Raw genomic sequence first — 17,216 nt, forward strand, 5'->3', positions numbered from 1 at the left:
CGCCGACTCCTGGTCACAAGAGACCGAGGCTGCGCCTTCCCCGGTTGCGACAGACATCCGAAGCACTGCGACGCCCACCACATCCAGCATTGGGCCGACGGCGGCGCCACCTCGGTCGACAACGGCGTGCTGCTCTGCCGCCACCATCATCGGCTGATCCACCACAGCGGCTGGTCGGTGAAAATGGCCAACGGCATACCGGTCTTCTCCCCACCGAAGTGGCTGGACCCCGACCGCAGACCTAAACGCAACCTCATCAACGCCTTCTAATGGACAGGCCGGTAACGGCCGCGCCGTCGAACGTCCACGCCGAATGAAGGATCGCGCTGGGTAAAGGCCCAATTCCCGCACGGCCAACGCCGAAGGCAAGGCACCCCCACAACGGCGACGCGAAGCGAGCCCGTAAGGTCCAATACCACGCACGGGAACCCGGAATGGCGAAGCGAAGCGAGCCCGTAAAGGCCTTATGCCGCGCTGGGTACCGGTATTGGTGAGGTCCGGTGTCAACGCAACCACGCACGCTGGCGATTGGGGCTTGACTTTGGGTTCGAGGTGCTACCGTGTTCGGATCGGCCGGGCGCTTTACATGCCCGGCTTTTACCGGCCGACCAGCGCCTCGTAAGGGCCCCGAAGTCAAGCCCCAATCGCAATCGTCGCGAAGCGGCGATGAAATGACCCGGCCCGTCTAAGAACCGCCCAACCACCTATGCAAGGCGACCACCCGCACGCTAGGCGACCACCCGCACGCCAGACGGCCACCCCGCTGAAACCGCGACCGCCCGCACGCAAGCCCACCCGGCACAAGACCCACCCGTCAGCCAGGCTCAAGCATCCGAACCGGCGGCCGAGGCCGAGCAGCCGCAGCCCGATGCGCCTTCCTCAACTCCCGCCCCACCACCTCAGGGCAGTCCCGCAACCGAGTGGGCAACGTCTGCACCACCAAAATCCCTGCAGCCGCATACCGACTGTTCCGGGCAAGAGTGCGTTCATAATCACCCCATCGGCATCCGCAACAGTCACGTTCCAATGCGGAGTGGTCAGCCGAATCCGCCGCGACAGCCGCCGCGCATCCCGCTCAGCAACAGACTCAGCCCGCCCCAACTCCTTCAGCACCGTGCGAACCAGCCTGGTGCCGTACCGATTGGTGCGAGCCTCGGCAGCAAGCCCGGCAGGCGTGCAACGCCCCCGCTGAATCGCAGCGGCGACCAGGGCCGTGGCCGAATCGACGGAACGCAACTGGCGGCACGCGTCGACCACGGCTCGCGCAGCGGACACCACCGGAAACCCGCCCATGTCCACCGACGGAGGCATCGGCGAGGCACGTTCGACGACGAGCGAACCGTTGCCCCGCGCGGAACCCGGCACCAGGACGTGGATCTCGGTGCCGGACGCCGGCAGGCCGTGCCGACGACACGCTTCCGCGCCCGTCAGCACGGCGCCCGGGCCGGCTCGCAGCAGGGCTGCGGTGACCTGTTGGTCGCGCGTGGGCGGGCCGTTGTGCAGCAGGACGATGCCCGGGTGCATGCGCTGCCACGGCCCGCCGGGGCGGCACCGGAGCCAGGGGTTCGGCACCCCCGGTGAACGGAGAGTGGTGGCGCTGATGACTCCGAGGTCGCTGCGTTCGCGCAGTTGTTCGATGAGCACGAAGTCAGTGTGACGAGCACCACCGACAGTTTCCGCGCGGTCAGCGCCGGTAGCTGTGCCTGCGGCGGTCGATCAGCAGCAGGAGTGCGCCTGCGATGGCGAGCAGCACGCCGAGCGGCACCAGCAGACCCACGGACGTGCCCGTGTTGGCCAGGCGGTTGTCGTCGTGGCGCGGGGGCGACTTGACCGGCGGTTTGGTCTTCGTCGGCGGCTTGGTCGTGGTCGTGGTGACCGGCCGCGTGGTGGTCGTCGTCGAGACAGGTGGCGTAGTCGTCGTGCTCGAAGACGACGTGGTTGTGGTGGTCGAGGACGTCGTCGACGAAGTCGTGGACTTGGTCGTCGAGGTGGTCGTCGTCGGCTTCGTCGTGGTGGTGGTCGAGGTGGTGGTCGTCGTCGTCGACGTGGTCGACGACGGTGGCTCGTCACCTCTGGGCGAGGGCGCGCGCCATCCTGGACGTTCCTTCGGGCACCACGCGGCGGCGCACACGCGGTCTTCGCCGGAGGCAGCGGCCTCGGAGCCCGCACCGACCAGGCCGACGACCGTCAAAACCGCACCTGCGGTGAGCACACCGATGTAGGCGATACGTGACATGCACGAATGGTTGCGCCGCGATACGCCACGTCGCGCGCGCAGCGCCCAGAGGTCACCTGGGCGTGCGCACTACATCCCCCGATCAGGTCCAGAAGACCGCGATTCCCACGTTCAGCACGACGAGTGACGCCGCGGTGGGCAGCAGCCAGGACGGGGCCTTGGGCTTGTTGACGTTGATGGCGACCACGGCGGCGATGGCGACCACGACCAGCAGCTTGACGCCGATCTTGATGTGGTCGTACTTCACCGAGTCGACCAGCGGGTCGATGCCGACCAGCGCGACACCCGTCAGCAGCTGCAGGGCGGCGCCGTGCAGCCAGCCCTTGTTGACCGGCGCGTCCTTGCCGGCCTTGGCCTGCAACATGATCATCGCGACGAGCATGCCCATGCCCAGCAGGTGCAGGAAGACCAGCAGCAGGCGTACGAACTCCACAGCGTTTCCTATCGACGTCGAGTGGCCAGGAAGCCTCGCACGCCCAGCACGCCGATGACGGTGCCGAGCACTAGCGAGACGATCACGAGCACCAGGTGCACCGTGAAGAACGGGGTTGGTCCGTCGCTAAACGAACGTGGGTCTTTCGAGATGATCGTCATGAACGTGGGCCAGATCACCCACGACCACACTCCGAAAGCCACCAGGAAGAGTGACATCGGGCGCGAGAGCTTCACGGCGACCAGTATCAGACGTGGTGCGTGCAAGCCGCTAAACGGGGGTGGATAGCCTGGAGGCGTGCCCTTCACCCAACGGCTCATCGTCGCCCTGGTCCTAGCTCTGGCCACAGCCGCGTTCGCCGCACCGACCGGCACCGCGCAGCAGGCCGCCTCGGCGCAGTGCGCGAACCGCGAGACCCCGCCGCCGCCGGTGGACACGTCCGAGCAGCCCGCGCCCGGTCAGAAGGCTCCGACGCCGCTCGAGGTGCCGGAGAAGCCGATCGGCGGTGATCGGCTGGGCGAGTGCGGCCTGGTCCTGCCGCCGAACCAGGCGCAGCCGCCGGGCGGAATCACTGCGGCGTCCTGGCTGCTCGCGGACATGGACAGCGGCGCCGTCATCGCCGCGTACGACCCGCACGGCCGGCAGCGCCCGGCGAGCGTCATCAAGGTGCTGCTCGCGATGGTCGTCGCCAAGGAGCTGCGCGGCGACATGGTCGTCACCGCCTCGGCGGAGGACACCCAGCAGGAGTGCACCTGCGTCGGCCTGCGCGACGGTGGCCAGTACACCGTTCGCCAGCTGCTGCAGGGTCTGCTGCTGACCTCGGGCAACGACGTGGCGCACACGCTCGCCCGCCAGGTCGGCGGCGTCCCGAACGCCCTGCGCAAGATGAACGCGATGGCGAAGGAGCTCGGCGCCCTCGACACCCGCGCCCAGACCCCGTCCGGCCTCGACGCCCCCGGCACCAGCACCTCGGCCTACGACGTCGCCCTGATCTTCCGCGGCGCGATGAAGTACGAGGAGTTCGCGAACGCCATCAAGCTCAAGCAGGCGCAGTTCCCCGGCCGCAACGGCGGCACGATCATGCTGACGAACGACAACCGCCTCCTCAACAACTACGAGGGCGCGCTCGGCGGCAAGACCGGCTTCACCGACGACTCGCAGCACACCTACGTGGGCGCCGCCGAACGCAACGGCCGCCGCCTCGTCGTGGTCCTGCTGCGCGGCCAGCAGACGCCGACGCACATCACCGCCCAGGCCGGAAAGCTGCTGGACTACGGCTTCGCCATGGGCCCCGGCGGCGTGGGCAAGCTCGTGGACGGCGCCCCGCAGCCCAAGCCGAAGGTCGTACCCACCCAGGACAACGCCGAGGAAGACGACGCGGCCGGAGCCGCCGACTCCCGCGGCCGCCCGACGCCGACCGCGTTCGGCACCGTCGGCCTGCCGATCACGGCAGCCGCGGGCATCGGCCTGCTCGCCGGCCTGTTCCTCTTCATCCGCAACAAGCGGGCCAAGGCGGCACGGGCACGCCGCCAGGCCGCACAGCAGGCGGCACAGGGCGTCTGAGAACGCGCCACGACGGTCCGCACATCCGGGGGGTTCACGTGCTGCTCGTTCCACCGCGCTTCGCGGAGGCCACGATCATCCGTGCGGGTGAGGCCGGCAGACGGTGGGTCGACGCGCTGCCGACGCTGGCCGCGGAGTTCCTGGACCGGTGGGCCTGCACGCCGTCGGGCCCGGTGCTGCACGGGTCTGTCGGCGTGGTGATCGCCGCTGTCCGCGCGGACGGCGCCGAGGTGGTCCTCAAACTGAGCGTCCCGCAGCCGCACAACGCCTTCGAGCCGCTGGCTCTGGCGGCGTGGGACGGCGTCGGCGCGGTGCGGCTGATCGAGCGTGACGACGACCGCTTCGCGATGCTCCTGGAACGTCTGCGGCCACTGGAGAAGCCCGAACCGGCCCCGTTCACGGCGATCGGCCGGCTGGCTCGCCGGCTCGCGATACCCGCGCCGCCGGGCCTGCCCTCCCTGTCGGACATGGTGCTCGACTGGGTCGCGGAGATACCCGCGCACTCCGCCCGGCTGGGCTCTCCGCTGCCGCCCGAGGTGCTCGACGCCGCCCTGGCCAACGCACGTGAACTCGCCGCCGAGCAGTCCGGACTTCTCCTGCACGGGGATCTCCACTTCGGCAACGTCCTGCGCGGCGACGACGGGTTGCGCGTGGTCGACCCGAACGGCGTGTCCGGTGATCCGGCGTACGAGCTCCTTCCGTTGCTGCGCGGTGACTGGGCCGCCGTCACGGCTCAGCCGGACCTCCGTCGGGCGGTGCGCAGCAGGATCGCGGAGTTCGCGGAAGCGGCAGAGGTGGACGCGGAGCGCGTCAGCCGCTGGACCCAGCTGAGGGCGGCGGAGTCGGCGTTGTGGTCGCGCAGTCTGCGTGAACCGGCCCCGGTCACCGCGGTCGTCGACACCCTGGCCGCCCTGTTGGTGTGACAAACCAAAGCGCCGCGCCCCCAACGGGAACGCGGCGCTTCGAGGCCAAGAACTCAGACGCGCTTGAACAGCAGCGCGCGCTTCACTTCCTGGATCGCCTTGGTGACCTGGATGCCACGCGGGCAGGCGTCGGTGCAGTTGAACGTGGTCCGGCACCGCCACACGCCGTCGATGTCGTTGAGGATGTCGAGCCGCTCCTCAGCGCCCTCATCACGCGAGTCGAAGATGAACCGGTGCGCGTTCACGATCGCCGCCGGGCCGAAGTACGAGCCCTCGGTCCAGTACACCGGGCACGACGTGGTGCAGCAGGCGCACAGGATGCACTTCGTGGTGTCATCGAAGCGCTCGCGGTCGGCGACCGACTGGATGCGTTCGCGCGTCGGCTCGTTGCCGTACGTCACGAGGTACGGCTTGACGGCGCGGAACGCCTCGAAGAACGGCTCCATGTCGACGAGCAGGTCCTTGTTCACCGGCAGGCCCTTGATGGGCTCGATGGTGATCGTGGTCTGCTTCGAACCCTTTTCGAGCAGGTCCTTCAGCAGGACCTTGCACGCCAGGCGGTTCACGCCGTTGATGCGCATCGCGTCCGAGCCGCAGATGCCGTGGGCGCACGAGCGCCGGAAGGTCAGCGTGCCGTCCACGTACCACTTGATGTAGTGGAGCAGGTTCAGCACGCGGTCCGACGGCAGTGCCGGGATGTCGAACGAGTCCCAGCGCGGTTCGTCGTCGAACTCCGGGTTGAACCGGCGGATCTTCACGGTCACCGTGACCGCGCCGTCCGGAACCGGCGGCTGGGCGCCGCGCGAGCCAGCAGAGGTTTCAGCGGTGGCGGTCATCAGTACTTGCGCTCCATCGGCTTGTACCGGGTAAAGGTCACGGGCTTGTAGTCGAGGCGGATGTCCGCGGCCAGACCTTCACCCTGCTTGTAGAACATGCTGTGGCGCATGAAGTTCGTGTCGTCGCGGTTCGGGTAGTCCTCGCGGGCGTGACCGCCGCGGGACTCCTTGCGCGCCAGTGCGCCGTGCACCAGGACCTCGGCCAGCTCCAGCAGGAAGCCGAGCTCGACGGCCTCCAGCAGGTCCGTGTTGAAGCGCTTGCCCTTGTCCTGCACCTGGATGTGCGCGTAGCGCTCCTTCAGGGCCTGAACGTCGTGCAGCGCCTGCTTCAGCGTGTCCTCGGTGCGGTAGACGGACGCGTTGGCGTCCATCGTGGCCTGCAGCTCGGTGCGGATGTCCGCCACGCGCTCCTGGCCGTGCTCCGACAGGACCAGAGCGACCTGGGCCTCGACCTGAGCAGCCGGGTTCTCCGGCAGCTCGACGTGCTCGTCGCGGGACAGCGCGTACTCCGCGGCGGCGATGCCCGCGCGGCGGCCGAACACGTTGATGTCCAGCAGCGAGTTGGTGCCCAGGCGGTTCGCGCCGTGCACCGAGACGCACGCGCACTCACCCGCGGCGTACAGGCCGGGAACGACGTTGTCGTTGTCCCGCAGCACTTCGCCGTGGATGTTCGTCGGGATGCCACCCATCGCGTAGTGCGCGGTCGGGTACACCGGGACGGGCTCGACGACCGGGTCGACGGCCAGGTACGTGCGGGCGAACTCGGTGATGTCCGGCAGCTTCGTCTCCAGCACCTCGGCACCGAGGTGCGTGCAGTCGAGCAGCACGTAGTCCTTGTTCGGGCCGGCGCCACGGCCTTCCAGCACCTCAAGGGCCATCGAGCGGGCCACGATGTCGCGCGGCGCCAGGTCCTTGATGGTCGGGGCGTAGCGCTCCATGAACCGCTCACCCGAGGCGTTGCGCAGGATCGCACCCTCGCCGCGGGCACCCTCGGTCAGCAGGATGCCGAGACCCGCGAGGCCGGTCGGGTGGAACTGGTAGAACTCCATGTCCTCCAGGGGCAGGCCCTTGCGGAAGACGATGCCCATGCCGTCACCGGTCAGCGTGTGGGCGTTCGACGTGGTCTTGAAGACCTTGCCGAAACCACCGGTCGCGAACACGACGGACTTGGCCTGGAAGACGTGGATCTCGCCGGTCGCCAGCTCGTACGCGACGGCGCCGGTGCAGACCGGGCCGTTCTCCGTCTCGGTCAGGCAGATGTCGAGCACGTAGAACTCGTTGAAGAACTCGATGCCGTGCTTGACGCAGTTCTGGTACAGCGTCTGGAGGATCATGTGACCGGTGCGGTCCGCGGCGTAGCAGGCGCGGCGCACGGCGGCTTCACCGTGGTTGCGCGTGTGGCCGCCGAACCGGCGCTGGTCGATCTTGCCCTCGGGCGTGCGGTTGAACGGCAGGCCCATCTTCTCGAGGTCGAGAACGGCGTCGATGGCCTCCTTCGCCATGATCTCGGCGGCGTCCTGGTCGACCAGGTAGTCGCCGCCCTTGATCGTGTCGAAGGTGTGCCACTCCCAGTTGTCCTCCTCGACGTTGGCGAGGGCGGCGCACATGCCGCCCTGGGCCGCGCCGGTGTGGGACCGGGTGGGGTAGAGCTTGGTGAGCACCGCGGTGCGGGCGCGCTGGCCGGACTCGATCGCCGCGCGCATTCCGGCACCACCAGCGCCGATGATGACTACGTCGTACTTGTGGAACTGCATTGTGGTGGGCTCCCCGCGCGGGTCAGTTCGAGATGTTCGGGTCGAAGGTGAAGATCACGAACGTGCCGAGCGAGATGATCAGGACCATCGACACGTAGAGCAGCATCTTCAACCAGAACCGGGTGGAGTCCTTGCGGGCGTAGTCGTTGATGACCGTCCGCACGCCGTTGCCGCCGTGGATCTGCGCGAGCCAGAGCATCGCGAGGTCCCAGAACTGCCAGAACGGGGACGCCCACCGGCCGGCCACGAAACCGAAGTTGATCTTGTGAACGCCGCCGTCGAGGATGTTCATGATGAACAGGTGGCCCAGGACCAGGACCACGAGCAGCAGGCCGGAAAGGCGCATGAACAGCCAGCTGTAGAGCTCGCCGTTGCTGCGGCGGGCCGCGGGGCGGCGCGGCTGACGGGGCTTGTCGAGTGCGAGAGACATGGTCAGTGACCCCCAACCAGGTCGGAGATCGTGCGCTCCATCATGAAGTAGAAGCCGGGGATCATCACGACGACCCAGACGGCCAGCACGGTCCACAGCATGACCCGCTGGTACTTGGCGCCCTTCTCCCAGAAGTCGACCAGCATGACCCGGATGCCGTTCAGCGCGTGGTAGAGCACCGCGCCGACCAGGCCGACCTCGAAGAGGTTCACAACCGGGTTCTTGTAGGTCTCGATCACCGCGTCGTACGCGTTCGGGGACACCCGCACGAGTGCGGTGTCGAGCACGTGGGTGAAGAGGAAGAAGAACGTGAGGACACCGGTGATCCGGTGGGCGACCCAGGACCACATGCCCAGATCACCGCGGTAGAGCGTCCCACCCCCTCGGGTGGTGGTGCCCGACCGCTCGGGTGCGCCTGCGCTGGTCATGCGCCGCGGCCTCCAACGTCAGTGGTGGTGGTCGGCGAACAGTTCTTCCCGACCATGACCGGAAAATCCTAGTCCCGCACGTCGGAACCGACCCAGCAGGCGCACCCGCTCTGTGATCGATGAGACACGCTGTCGATCGGCCAAGCGGTCTTGATCGATCCCGAAATGCGGTCCACGCCACAAAAACGAGGACGGCGGCCAGGACCTCCGCCTTGGTCCGGGCCGCCGTCAGTGGCAAGGGCACTTGCCACCCTCTACACGAGCGGTTGACCGGAAGTGGTTCAACGGAGTTCCAAAGAAGTTTCGTCGAACGTCGAACCGCAGGTCAGGGGCGGTCAAGCGGTGACATCGCCGAGTCAGCGGCACGTCAGTGCCCCGACTCATGCTGTCGGCCATGGGGAGGGAGCCACTGCCGGGCCGCGGGCCTGTCGCGGGGATGTCGGCCGCGCTGGAGCGCTGGGCCTGGCGCGCGGAGCCGGGCCGGCCGGACGACGGGGTGGCCGAAGACGACGTGGTCGAGAACGAAGACGTGGTCGAGAACGAAGAAGACGCACCGCGAAATGAATCGCGGTGCGTCTGAAAGCGACTGAAAGCGATCAGTCGTTGCGCGCGTCGCGCCATCCGGTGCAGACACCGTTGTTGGCGCACCTCTTGTAGCGGAACGTCCAGAAGCCGGGGCTTGCTGCCGCGCTGACGTTGCGGTAGGCCACGGTCGTTCCGCCGACCTGGGTGCAGGAGCCCGGCCCGCAGAACTCGCCGACCACCCAGAACGCCGTGCCGGGGCCGGCGTCGCACCAGTCCCGGAGGTTGTGGCCGTCGCTGCTGCCGGTCGGACGGGTGCAGTTCCAGTCGGCGGCGCTCGCGGTCGGCGTGATCATCGCGCCGAGCGTCAAAGCGGCCGCCACAGCGGCGACACCGGCGAACACCCGGGACTTGGCTCGTTTGATCGTCATGACGTCCTCCCCAATGGACTTCGGTCTCAATGTGAAACCTATCCAGGGCTGGCAAACAGGGTGCGCAACTGACGCGCACAGTTGTGGACGGGCGGTGATCCGCATCACTTCGAATGTCCGGACAGGCCCGGCGGACATCCATTAGCGGCCAATGCATGGGGACGAAGTTCAAGGCCGCCACGGCGGTCATCGCGGCAGTGTTGTCGAGCGTCGCCTTCACCGGCGTTGCGAAAGCCGACCAGGTTTGTTACGACCCGTGGATCTCAGGTGACGGCCACACGGCGGAACTCACCTGCAACTACGTCAACGGATACCCGCGCTACTACTTCACGATGACGGTTTGCAGTGCGGGCGGTTGCACCACTCAGGGTTCGTACACCGTTTCCCTCGGGCAGCGGGCGCGGCTCAGCACGGGCGGCTACATCAGTGGCACGTCCATGACGGTTTATGGCGTCAACTGACAATTTCCGGGAAAACCGTGTCGCACCTTGTGCGCGGCGCGGTTTTCTTTTATCGGTAGCAGACCTTCGGTGCAGGCTTGATCACGTGTTGTGACGAACGGCTGTGATCGGATGCACTTTCTGCCAACGATTGGGTTACGCGCGCCTGTCTCGTCGTGTACCTGCGACTACCGGCGGGTACCGTTCCGTCCCTAGCTCTGGCGACGTCACTGATGCCGTCGTCGATGGTCTGCTCTGAACAGGGCAGGGAAGGAGACGAGCCGTGCGTCGTCGTATGCGTGGCCTCGCGGTCGCCGCGATCGCGTTGACCAGCGCCATGTCGATGGCCGCCTGCGCCAAGGATTCGGGTGGCGGCAACACGTCGAACAACAGCAGCGGTGGATCCGCGTGCGAGTTCGCCACGCCTCCCACCGCTCCTGCCACCACGGGCAGCAGCGCCGCGGCCGGCGACAAGGTCGACGGCAGCGCCCTCAAGATCGGTCTGGCCTACGACATCGGTGGTCGTGGCGACGCGTCGTTCAACGACTCCGCCGCAGCCGGTCTGGACAAGGCGATCGCCGAGCTGGGTGTGAAGAAGGAGAACGTCAAGGAGCTGACCGCGGCGCCGAACGAGAGCCCGGCGGACAAGACGACGCGGTTGCGTCAGCTCGCGGCCGACGGCTTCAACCCGGTGATCACCGTCGGGTTCGCCTACGCGGACTCGCTGAAGACGGTCGCGGCCGAGTTCCCCCAGACCAAGTTCGCGATCGTCGACGGTGCCGTCGACGGTGCGGCGAACGTGCAGGGTCTGCTCTTCGCCGAGCAGGAGGGCTCGTTCCTCGCCGGCGTCATCGCCGCCTACCAGAGCAAGAAGTGCCACATCGGCTTCGTCGGTGGCGTCGAGATCCCGCTGATCCAGAAGTTCGAGGCCGGCTACGCGCAGGGTGCGAAGGCCGCCGCCCCGAAGATCCAGGTCGAGAAGAAGTACATCGCTCCGGCTGGTGACTTCACGGGCTTCCAGGACGCGCCGAAGGGCCAGGAGGCCGCGAAGGGCCAGATCGACAAGGGCGCCGACGTGATCTACCAGGCGGCCGGTGCCTCCGGTAAGGGCGTCTTCTCGGCTGCGAAGCAGGCCGGCGTGCTGGCGATCGGTGTCGACTCCGACCAGTACAACCAGGCCACGGTGGCCGACACCAAGGAAGTTATCGTGTCGTCCATGCTCAAGCGGGTCGACGTCGCGGTGTTCGACTACGTGCGGGCGGTCGCCAAGAACGACCTGACCTCGCTGCCGAAGGTCTTCGACCTGAAGGTGAACGGTGTCGGTTACGCCACCTCGGGTGGCAAGATCGACGCCAAGCTGCAGGGCATCCTCGAGGGCTACAAGGCCCAGATCATCGAGGGCAAGATCAAGGTCTCGGACACGCCGTAGTCCGTCAGCCACACAACACCGCCGGGCCCTGTGAGGGAATGCCTTCACAGGGCCTGGTGCGTGGTAGGAGGAGCACTCGACGATGAGCAGTTCCACGTCCGTCCGCACGGACGATCCCCCCGCGGTGGTGCTGACGGGCATCACCAAGCGCTTTCCCGGTGTCGTCGCCAACAGCGACGTGCACCTGACCGTTCGCCGTGGCGAGGTGCACGCCCTCTGCGGTGAGAACGGTGCGGGCAAGTCAACCCTGATGAAGATCCTCTACGGCATGCAGGCGCCGGACGAGGGCACCATCGAGGTGGGCGGCGAGCAGGTGCGGTTCCGCACCCCGTCCGACGCCATCAAGGCCGGCATCGGCATGGTGCACCAGCACTTCATGCTCGCCGACAACCTCACCGTCCAGGAGAACGTGGTCCTGGGAGCGGAGGCGTTGTACGGCATCGGCAAGAAGGCCCGCAAGCGCATCATCGAGCTGTCGGGCAAGACCGGGCTCAACGTCGACCCCGGTGTGCTGGTCGAGCAGCTCGGTGTCGCGGACCGCCAGCGCGTCGAGATCCTCAAGGTGCTCTACCGCGGTGCCAAAGTGATCATCCTGGACGAGCCGACCGCCGTGCTCGTGCCGCAGGAGGTCAACGAGCTCTTCGACACCGTCCGCGGCATGCAGGAGCAGGGCTACACGTTCCTCTTCATCTCGCACAAGCTCGACGAGGTCCGCGCGATCGCGGACTCGGTGACGGTGATCCGCCGCGGCACCACGGTCGGCAGTGCCGACCCGAAGACCGTGAGCTCCCGTCAGCTGGCCGAGATGATGGTCGGCAGCGAGCTGCCCAGCCCGGAGACCCGCGAGTCCACCGTCACCGACCAGGTCGTGCTCGACGTCAAGGGCCTGCGCCTGATGACGCCCGACGGCTCGCGACCGATCCTCGACGACGTCGACCTCGCGGTCCGTTCCGGCGAGGTCGTCGGCATCGCGGGTGTCGAGGGCAACGGTCAGACCGAGCTGGTCGAGACGATCATGGGCATGCGCAAGGCCGGCAGCGGCACCGTCACGTTGCTGGAGCAGGACCTCACGAAGCTGGGCACGCTCGCCCGGCGCGAGGCGGGCATCGGCTACGTGCCGGAGGACCGCCACCGCCACGGCCTGCTGCTCACCCAGCCCCTTTGGTACAACCGGATTCTCGGCTACCAGACCCGCAGGCCGACGGCCAACGGCATCTGGCTCGACCCCGAGGGTGCGAAGAAGGACACCACGCGGATCGTCGCGGACTTCGACGTCCGCACGCCCGGCATCGACGTGCCGGCGGCCGCGCTCTCCGGTGGCAACCAGCAGAAGCTCGTGGTGGGCCGGGAACTGTCCGGCGACCCGAAGCTGCTGATCGCCTCGCACCCCACCCGCGGTGTCGACGTCGGTGCCCAGGCGTTGATCTGGGACGAGATCAAGCGCGCCCGCGCGAACGGTCTCGCCGTCCTGTTGATCTCCGCCGACCTGGACGAGCTGATCGGCCTCTCCGACACGATCAAGGTCATGCTGCGCGGCCGTCTGGTGGCCGACGCCGACCCGAGCACCGTGACTCCCGAGGACCTCGGCAGTGCGATGACGGGTGCGGGCAGCACGAGCGCGGCGGTGCAGGAAACCGCGGCCGTGCCAGAGGAAGGCGAGAACTGATGGGACACCTGCGCGCCAAACTCCTGCCGCCCCTGCTGGCCATCGTCTTCTCGATGCTGCTGTGCGGCGTGGCGCTGGTCATCTCGGACGCGAACCCGTTCAGCGCGTTCGCCGCGATGGTCACGCAGGTCGGCAAGGGCACGACCCTGGTCGACATCCTGAACTCGACGGGCATCTACTACATCGCGGCGCTCGCGGTGGCCATCGGGTTCCAGATGAACCTGTTCAACATCGGTGTCGAGGGCCAGTACCGCGTCGCGGCCGTGGTCGCCGCGGTGTTCGGCGGCTCGTTCGCACTGCCGACGGGCATCCACACGCTGGCGATCATCATCGTCGCCGCGATCGCCGGTGCGGCCTGGGCCGCGATCCCCGCGATCCTCAAGGTGACCCGCGGCGTGAACGAGGTCATCTCGACGATCATGATGAACGGCCTCGCCATCGGACTCTCGGCGTACCTGATCCGCCGCGACGTCTTCGGTGAGTTGCGCGGCAACGACATCCGCACCCCCGAGATCCACGAGAGCGGCTGGCTGCCGGGGATCTCGTTCGGCAGCGGTGGCACGTTGTTCGGGTTCAGCTTCATCGCGATCCTGCTCGGCCTCGGCTACTGGATCATGATGAACCGCACCAGGTTCGGCTTCGAGCTGCGCGCCTCCGGTGAGTCGGCCACCGCCGCGTCCGCCGGTGGTGTCAACGCCAAGAAGATGATCCTGGTGTCGATGCTGCTGTCCGGTGCCATCGCCGGCCTGATCTCCATGCCGGAGATGCTCGGCCGCGACCACACCTTCAGCCTCAACTTCACCGCGGGCATCGGTTTCTCCGGCATCGCGATCGCGCTGCTCGGCCGCAACCACCCCGGCGGCATCGCGTTCGGCGCGTTGCTGTGGGCGTTCCTGGACAAGTCGGGTCTCGCGCTCGACAACGTCGGTGTGCCAAGGGAGATCGTCACCATCATGCAGGGCTCGATCGTCCTGTCGGTCGTCGTCGCGTACGAGGTGGTGCGCCGCGTCGAGCTCGCCGCCGAGCAGCGCCGCGTCGGTCGTGAGCTCGGAACTGTCGGAGGTGCCGCGTGATCACGACGTTGGAGGAGAAGCCGCACATCCCCGCGGCGCCTCGCAAGAAGAAGCTCCCCGGCTGGGCCGTCGGCATGCTCGGTGTCGCCGGCGCGATCGCGTTGCTGTCGACGACCTCGTACCTGACCGGCTTCCCGCAGCTCACGTCGAGCGGCACGACCCAGACCGCGGTCCGGCTCGCGCTGCCGATCCTGCTCGCCGGTCTCGGCGGCCTGTGGGCGGAACGCGCCGGCGTGGTCAACATCGGCCTCGAAGGCATGATGATCATGGGCACCTGGGGTGCGGCGTGGGCCGGCTACCAGTGGGGCCCGTGGGCGGCTCTGGTCGCGGCGTTCGTCTTCGGTGCCCTGGGCGGTCTGTTGCACGCGATCGCGACGGTCACGTTCGGCGTCAACCACATCGTCTCGGGTGTGGCGATCAACCTGCTCGGCGCAGGTCTCACGAAGTACCTCTCGACACTGATCTTCCAGCCGGTGTCGCAGAACCCGCGCCAGTCGCCGCCGGTCCCGGCCTTCGACACCTACTCGGCCGCCGGCCTCGCGGACTGGCTGGGCGAGCTGGAGCAGGGGCAGCGCGTGCTCATCTCCGACGTCGCGGGCATCCTGCGCGGCCTGGTCACGGGCGTCTCCCCGTTGACGATGCTGACGATCCTGCTCGTGCCGCTGTCGTACTACCTGCTCTGGCGCACCCGCTTCGGCCTGCGCCTGCGCTCGGTCGGCGAGAACCCGTACGCCGCGGACTCGCTGGGTGTGAAGGTGTACTTCCACAAGTACGTCGCCGTGATCGTGTCGGGCGCGCTCGCCGGTCTCGGTGGCGCCGCGCTGGTGCTGAACCCCGGTCAGCTGTCCTATTTGGAGGGGCAGACCGGCGGCCGCGGCTTCATCGGCCTCGCCGCGATGATCTTCGGCAACTGGCGGCCAGGCGGCCTGCTGGGCGGTGCCGCGCTCTTCGGTTACGCCGACGGTCTGCAGCTGCGTTCCGGCGGCGAGACCGTGCTTGGCCTCGTCTACGGCGTGGTGATCCTGCTCGCCGTGATCGTGGTGTACCAGCTGTTCAAGCGGAAGTGGTTCTCCGCGGCGGCCGCGATCGTCGTGGCGGTGCTGATGTACCTGCTGTACTACAGCCTCGACGAGATCCCCGGCGAGTTCGTGTCGTACGCGCCGCACATGGTGACGCTGGCCGTACTGGCCGTGGCTTCGCAGCGCTTGCGCATGCCGGCCGCCGACGGTCTGGTCTACCGCCGTGGCTGAGGTCGACTGGGACCTGCTCAGGGCACGGGCAGTGGAAGCGGCGTCGTTCGCCCACTGCCCGTACTCCGGGCTGCAGGTCGGATCCGCAGCTCTGTGCGACGACGGCCGCATCGTGGTCGGCTGCAACGTCGAGAACGCCTCGTACGGCGTCGGGCTTTGTGCTGAGTGCGCGATGGCCGGGCAGTTGCAGCTGACCGGTGGTGGGCGGTTCGTCGCCGTTGCCTGTCGTAGTGGGGCCGGTGAGCTGCTGATGCCTTGTGGGCGGTGCCGTCAGGTTCTTTACGAGCTGGGTGGGCGGGACTGCTTGGTGGACACGCCTTCCGGGGTGTTGCCGATGTCCTCGGTGCTGCCGGATGCGTTCGGACCGGAGGATCTGCCGTGAGCTTCTCTGCTGTGGACGTGATCCGTGCGAAGCGTGACGGTTTTGCGTTGTCGGATGCGCAGATCGACTGGGTCATCGACGCTTACACGCACGGAGTTGTGGCGGACGAGCAGATGTCCGCGCTGGCCATGGCGATCTTCTTCAACGGGATGACTGCTGCTGAGACTGCTCGGTGGACTCAGGCGATGATCTCGTCCGGGGAGCGGTTGTCGTTGCACGTCTCGCGGCCGACTGTGGACAAGCACTCGACCGGTGGCGTCGGCGACAAGATCACGTTGCCGTTGGCGCCGTTGGTTGCTGCTTGTGGGGCTGCTGTGCCTCAGCTTTCTGGGCGGGGGCTTGGGCACACCGGTGGGACGTTGGACAAGCTGGAGTCGATTCCCGGGTGGCGTGCGGCGCTGTCCACTTCGGAGATTCTTGATCAGTTGTCTTCGGTTGGGGCGGTGGTTTGTGCTGCTACCGAAGGGCTTGCTCCGGCTGATCGGAAGCTTTACGCGTTGCGGGATGTCACTGGGACCGTTGAGGCCATTCCGCTGATTGCTTCCTCGATCATGTCGAAGAAGATCGCTGAGGGCGCTGAGTCGCTTGTGCTCGATGTGAAGGTCGGGTCTGGCGCGTTCATGAAGGATCTTGCTTCGGCTCGGACGTTGGCTGAGGCGTTGGTGGCTATCGGTGTCGAGCACGGGGTTCGGGTTTCGGCGTTGCTGACCGATATGTCGGTGCCGCTTGGGCGGGCCGTGGGTAATGCGGTCGAGGTGGCTGAGTCCGTTGACGTGCTGCGTGGTGGTGGGCCGGCCGATGTTGTTGAGCTGACGGTTGCCCTGGCTGCGGAGATGTTGTCGTTGGCTGGGATTTCTGCTGATCCTGCTGCGGTTTTGGCTTCTGGTGAGGCGTATGAGGTGTGGGCTCGGATGATTCGGGCTCAGGGTGGGGATCCTGATGCTGATCTTCCTGTGGCCTCGCACAAGCACGTCGTCGAAGCACCTGCTTCCGGAGTTTTGTCCACTTTGGATGCTTATGCGGTCGGTGTAGCCGCGTGGCGGCTTGGTGCGGGGCGGGCGCGCAAGGAGGACCCGGTGCAGGCCGGGGCTGGGGTCTTGTGTCTGGCCAAGCCTGGGGATTCGGTTGAGGCTGGGCAGCCGTTGTTGGAGCTCTACACCGACACGCCGGATGCCGTTCCAGCCGCTCTGTCCACGCTGGAGGGTTCGTTCACCATCGGTGGCGAGGTTTCCTCGCGACCACTGGTGATTGACACGATTCGGGGCGCGTCGGTTTCGTAGGTCGTCCCCCTGGTGCGTTGGCGGGTGGCGGTTTGTTGTCCGTAGGTGGTTGCGTTGCGGGCGGGTGGTCGCCTTGCGAGGCGCGGCCGGGCGCGTTGCGGGCGGCGGGTCCTGTTCAAAGATCGGGGCTCCGCCCCGGA

At 67.4% G+C, this 17,216-nt stretch carries 20 protein-coding genes; 11 read left to right on the forward strand and 9 right to left on the reverse strand.

Annotated elements, in window-relative coordinates:
* A partial coding sequence (locus tag LFM09_RS49220; RefSeq protein ID WP_414103575.1) for an HNH endonuclease signature motif containing protein occupies positions 1–270 on the forward strand: 270 nt, incomplete at its 5' end.
* 609 nt (positions 271–879) lie between these two features.
* Here LFM09_RS49220 and LFM09_RS49225 read toward each other — a convergent pair.
* From LFM09_RS49225 to LFM09_RS49240, 4 genes are all read right to left on the reverse strand, one after another.
* Positions 880–1,644: a hypothetical protein gene (locus LFM09_RS49225; protein WP_414103576.1), complete on the reverse strand. Its 765-nt coding sequence runs from the start codon at positions 1,642–1,644 to the stop codon at positions 880–882.
* Positions 1,645–1,684: 40 nt separating this feature from the next.
* Positions 1,685–2,236, reverse strand: a complete 552-nt coding sequence (locus tag LFM09_RS49230) for an LPXTG cell wall anchor domain-containing protein (protein ID WP_414103577.1) — start codon at positions 2,234–2,236, stop codon at positions 1,685–1,687.
* Positions 2,237–2,318: 82 nt separating this feature from the next.
* Entirely contained in the window at positions 2,319–2,669 is a 351-nt protein-coding gene (locus LFM09_RS49235) for a hypothetical protein (RefSeq protein WP_363781650.1), read from the reverse strand.
* A gap of 8 nt (positions 2,670–2,677) precedes the next feature.
* On the reverse strand, positions 2,678–2,905 hold the full coding sequence (locus LFM09_RS49240; RefSeq protein WP_414103578.1) for an SCO4848 family membrane protein: 228 nt from the start codon (positions 2,903–2,905) through the stop codon (positions 2,678–2,680).
* Positions 2,906–2,966: 61 nt separating this feature from the next.
* Between LFM09_RS49240 and LFM09_RS49245 the strand changes: the two genes are divergently transcribed.
* Together LFM09_RS49245 and LFM09_RS49250 are read left to right on the forward strand one after the other, a co-directional pair.
* Positions 2,967–4,232, forward strand: coding sequence for a D-alanyl-D-alanine carboxypeptidase family protein (locus LFM09_RS49245; RefSeq protein ID WP_414103579.1), 1,266 nt, complete (start codon positions 2,967–2,969; stop codon positions 4,230–4,232).
* Positions 4,233–4,270: 38 nt separating this feature from the next.
* Positions 4,271–5,155 carry an aminoglycoside phosphotransferase family protein gene (locus tag LFM09_RS49250; RefSeq protein WP_414103580.1) on the forward strand — a complete coding sequence of 295 codons (885 nt, stop codon included), beginning with the start codon at positions 4,271–4,273 and terminating at the stop codon, positions 5,153–5,155.
* A 53-nt stretch (positions 5,156–5,208) separates the two neighbouring features.
* On the opposite strand, the gene LFM09_RS49255 is transcribed toward LFM09_RS49250, so the two are convergent.
* From LFM09_RS49255 to sdhC, 4 genes are read right to left on the reverse strand one after another with little or no spacing between them, the layout of a single operon-like run.
* Entirely contained in the window at positions 5,209–5,991 is a 783-nt protein-coding gene (locus LFM09_RS49255; RefSeq protein WP_414103581.1) for a succinate dehydrogenase iron-sulfur subunit, read from the reverse strand.
* Positions 5,991–7,745 (reverse strand): succinate dehydrogenase flavoprotein subunit, encoded by a 1,755-nt coding sequence (sdhA, locus tag LFM09_RS49260; protein WP_414103582.1) that lies wholly within the window; start codon positions 7,743–7,745, stop codon positions 5,991–5,993. Before sdhA ends, LFM09_RS49255 begins: the two co-directional genes overlap by 1 nt.
* 22 nt (positions 7,746–7,767) lie before the next feature.
* Positions 7,768–8,175: a succinate dehydrogenase hydrophobic membrane anchor subunit gene (locus LFM09_RS49265; RefSeq protein WP_086660969.1), complete on the reverse strand. Its 408-nt coding sequence runs from the start codon at positions 8,173–8,175 to the stop codon at positions 7,768–7,770.
* Between the two features lie 2 nt (positions 8,176–8,177).
* Complete coding sequence (gene sdhC, locus LFM09_RS49270; RefSeq protein ID WP_414103583.1) at positions 8,178–8,603, reverse strand: succinate dehydrogenase, cytochrome b556 subunit; 426 nt, start codon at positions 8,601–8,603, stop codon at positions 8,178–8,180.
* A 394-nt stretch (positions 8,604–8,997) separates the two neighbouring features.
* On the opposite strand from sdhC, the gene LFM09_RS49275 reads away from it, so the two are divergent.
* Entirely contained in the window at positions 8,998–9,183 is a 186-nt protein-coding gene (locus LFM09_RS49275) for a hypothetical protein (RefSeq protein WP_414103584.1), read from the forward strand.
* Between the two features lie 16 nt (positions 9,184–9,199).
* On the opposite strand, the gene LFM09_RS49280 is transcribed toward LFM09_RS49275, so the two are convergent.
* A complete protein-coding gene (locus LFM09_RS49280; RefSeq protein ID WP_414103585.1) occupies positions 9,200–9,556 on the reverse strand; it encodes a hypothetical protein in 357 nt (118 codons plus the stop codon).
* A 155-nt stretch (positions 9,557–9,711) separates the two neighbouring features.
* On the opposite strand from LFM09_RS49280, the gene LFM09_RS49285 reads away from it, so the two are divergent.
* From LFM09_RS49285 to LFM09_RS49315, 7 genes are all read left to right on the forward strand, one after another.
* On the forward strand, positions 9,712–10,017 hold the full coding sequence (locus LFM09_RS49285; protein WP_414103586.1) for a hypothetical protein: 306 nt from the start codon (positions 9,712–9,714) through the stop codon (positions 10,015–10,017).
* Between the two features lie 274 nt (positions 10,018–10,291).
* On the forward strand, positions 10,292–11,425 hold the full coding sequence (locus LFM09_RS49290) for a BMP family lipoprotein (protein WP_414103591.1): 1,134 nt from the start codon (positions 10,292–10,294) through the stop codon (positions 11,423–11,425).
* A gap of 82 nt (positions 11,426–11,507) precedes the next feature.
* Positions 11,508–13,091 (forward strand): ABC transporter ATP-binding protein, encoded by a 1,584-nt coding sequence (locus LFM09_RS49295; RefSeq protein WP_414103587.1) that lies wholly within the window; start codon positions 11,508–11,510, stop codon positions 13,089–13,091.
* Positions 13,091–14,164 carry an ABC transporter permease gene (locus tag LFM09_RS49300; protein ID WP_414103588.1) on the forward strand — a complete coding sequence of 358 codons (1,074 nt, stop codon included), beginning with the start codon at positions 13,091–13,093 and terminating at the stop codon, positions 14,162–14,164. The genes LFM09_RS49295 and LFM09_RS49300 overlap by 1 nt, the downstream gene beginning before the upstream one ends.
* The gene (locus tag LFM09_RS49305; RefSeq protein WP_414103589.1) at positions 14,161–15,414 is read left to right on the forward strand and encodes an ABC transporter permease; all 1,254 of its coding nucleotides are present in this window, start codon (positions 14,161–14,163) and stop codon (positions 15,412–15,414) included. Before LFM09_RS49300 ends, LFM09_RS49305 begins: the two co-directional genes overlap by 4 nt.
* Entirely contained in the window at positions 15,407–15,796 is a 390-nt protein-coding gene (locus LFM09_RS49310; RefSeq protein ID WP_319975055.1) for a cytidine deaminase, read from the forward strand. Before LFM09_RS49305 ends, LFM09_RS49310 begins: the two co-directional genes overlap by 8 nt.
* Positions 15,793–17,076: a thymidine phosphorylase gene (locus LFM09_RS49315; protein WP_414103590.1), complete on the forward strand. Its 1,284-nt coding sequence runs from the start codon at positions 15,793–15,795 to the stop codon at positions 17,074–17,076. The genes LFM09_RS49310 and LFM09_RS49315 overlap by 4 nt, the downstream gene beginning before the upstream one ends.
* Positions 17,077–17,216 lie beyond the last annotated feature (140 nt).

It is taken from the genome of Lentzea alba (assembly GCF_047445655.1).
Taxonomy (GTDB): Bacteria; Actinomycetota; Actinomycetes; order Mycobacteriales; family Pseudonocardiaceae; genus Lentzea; species Lentzea alba_A.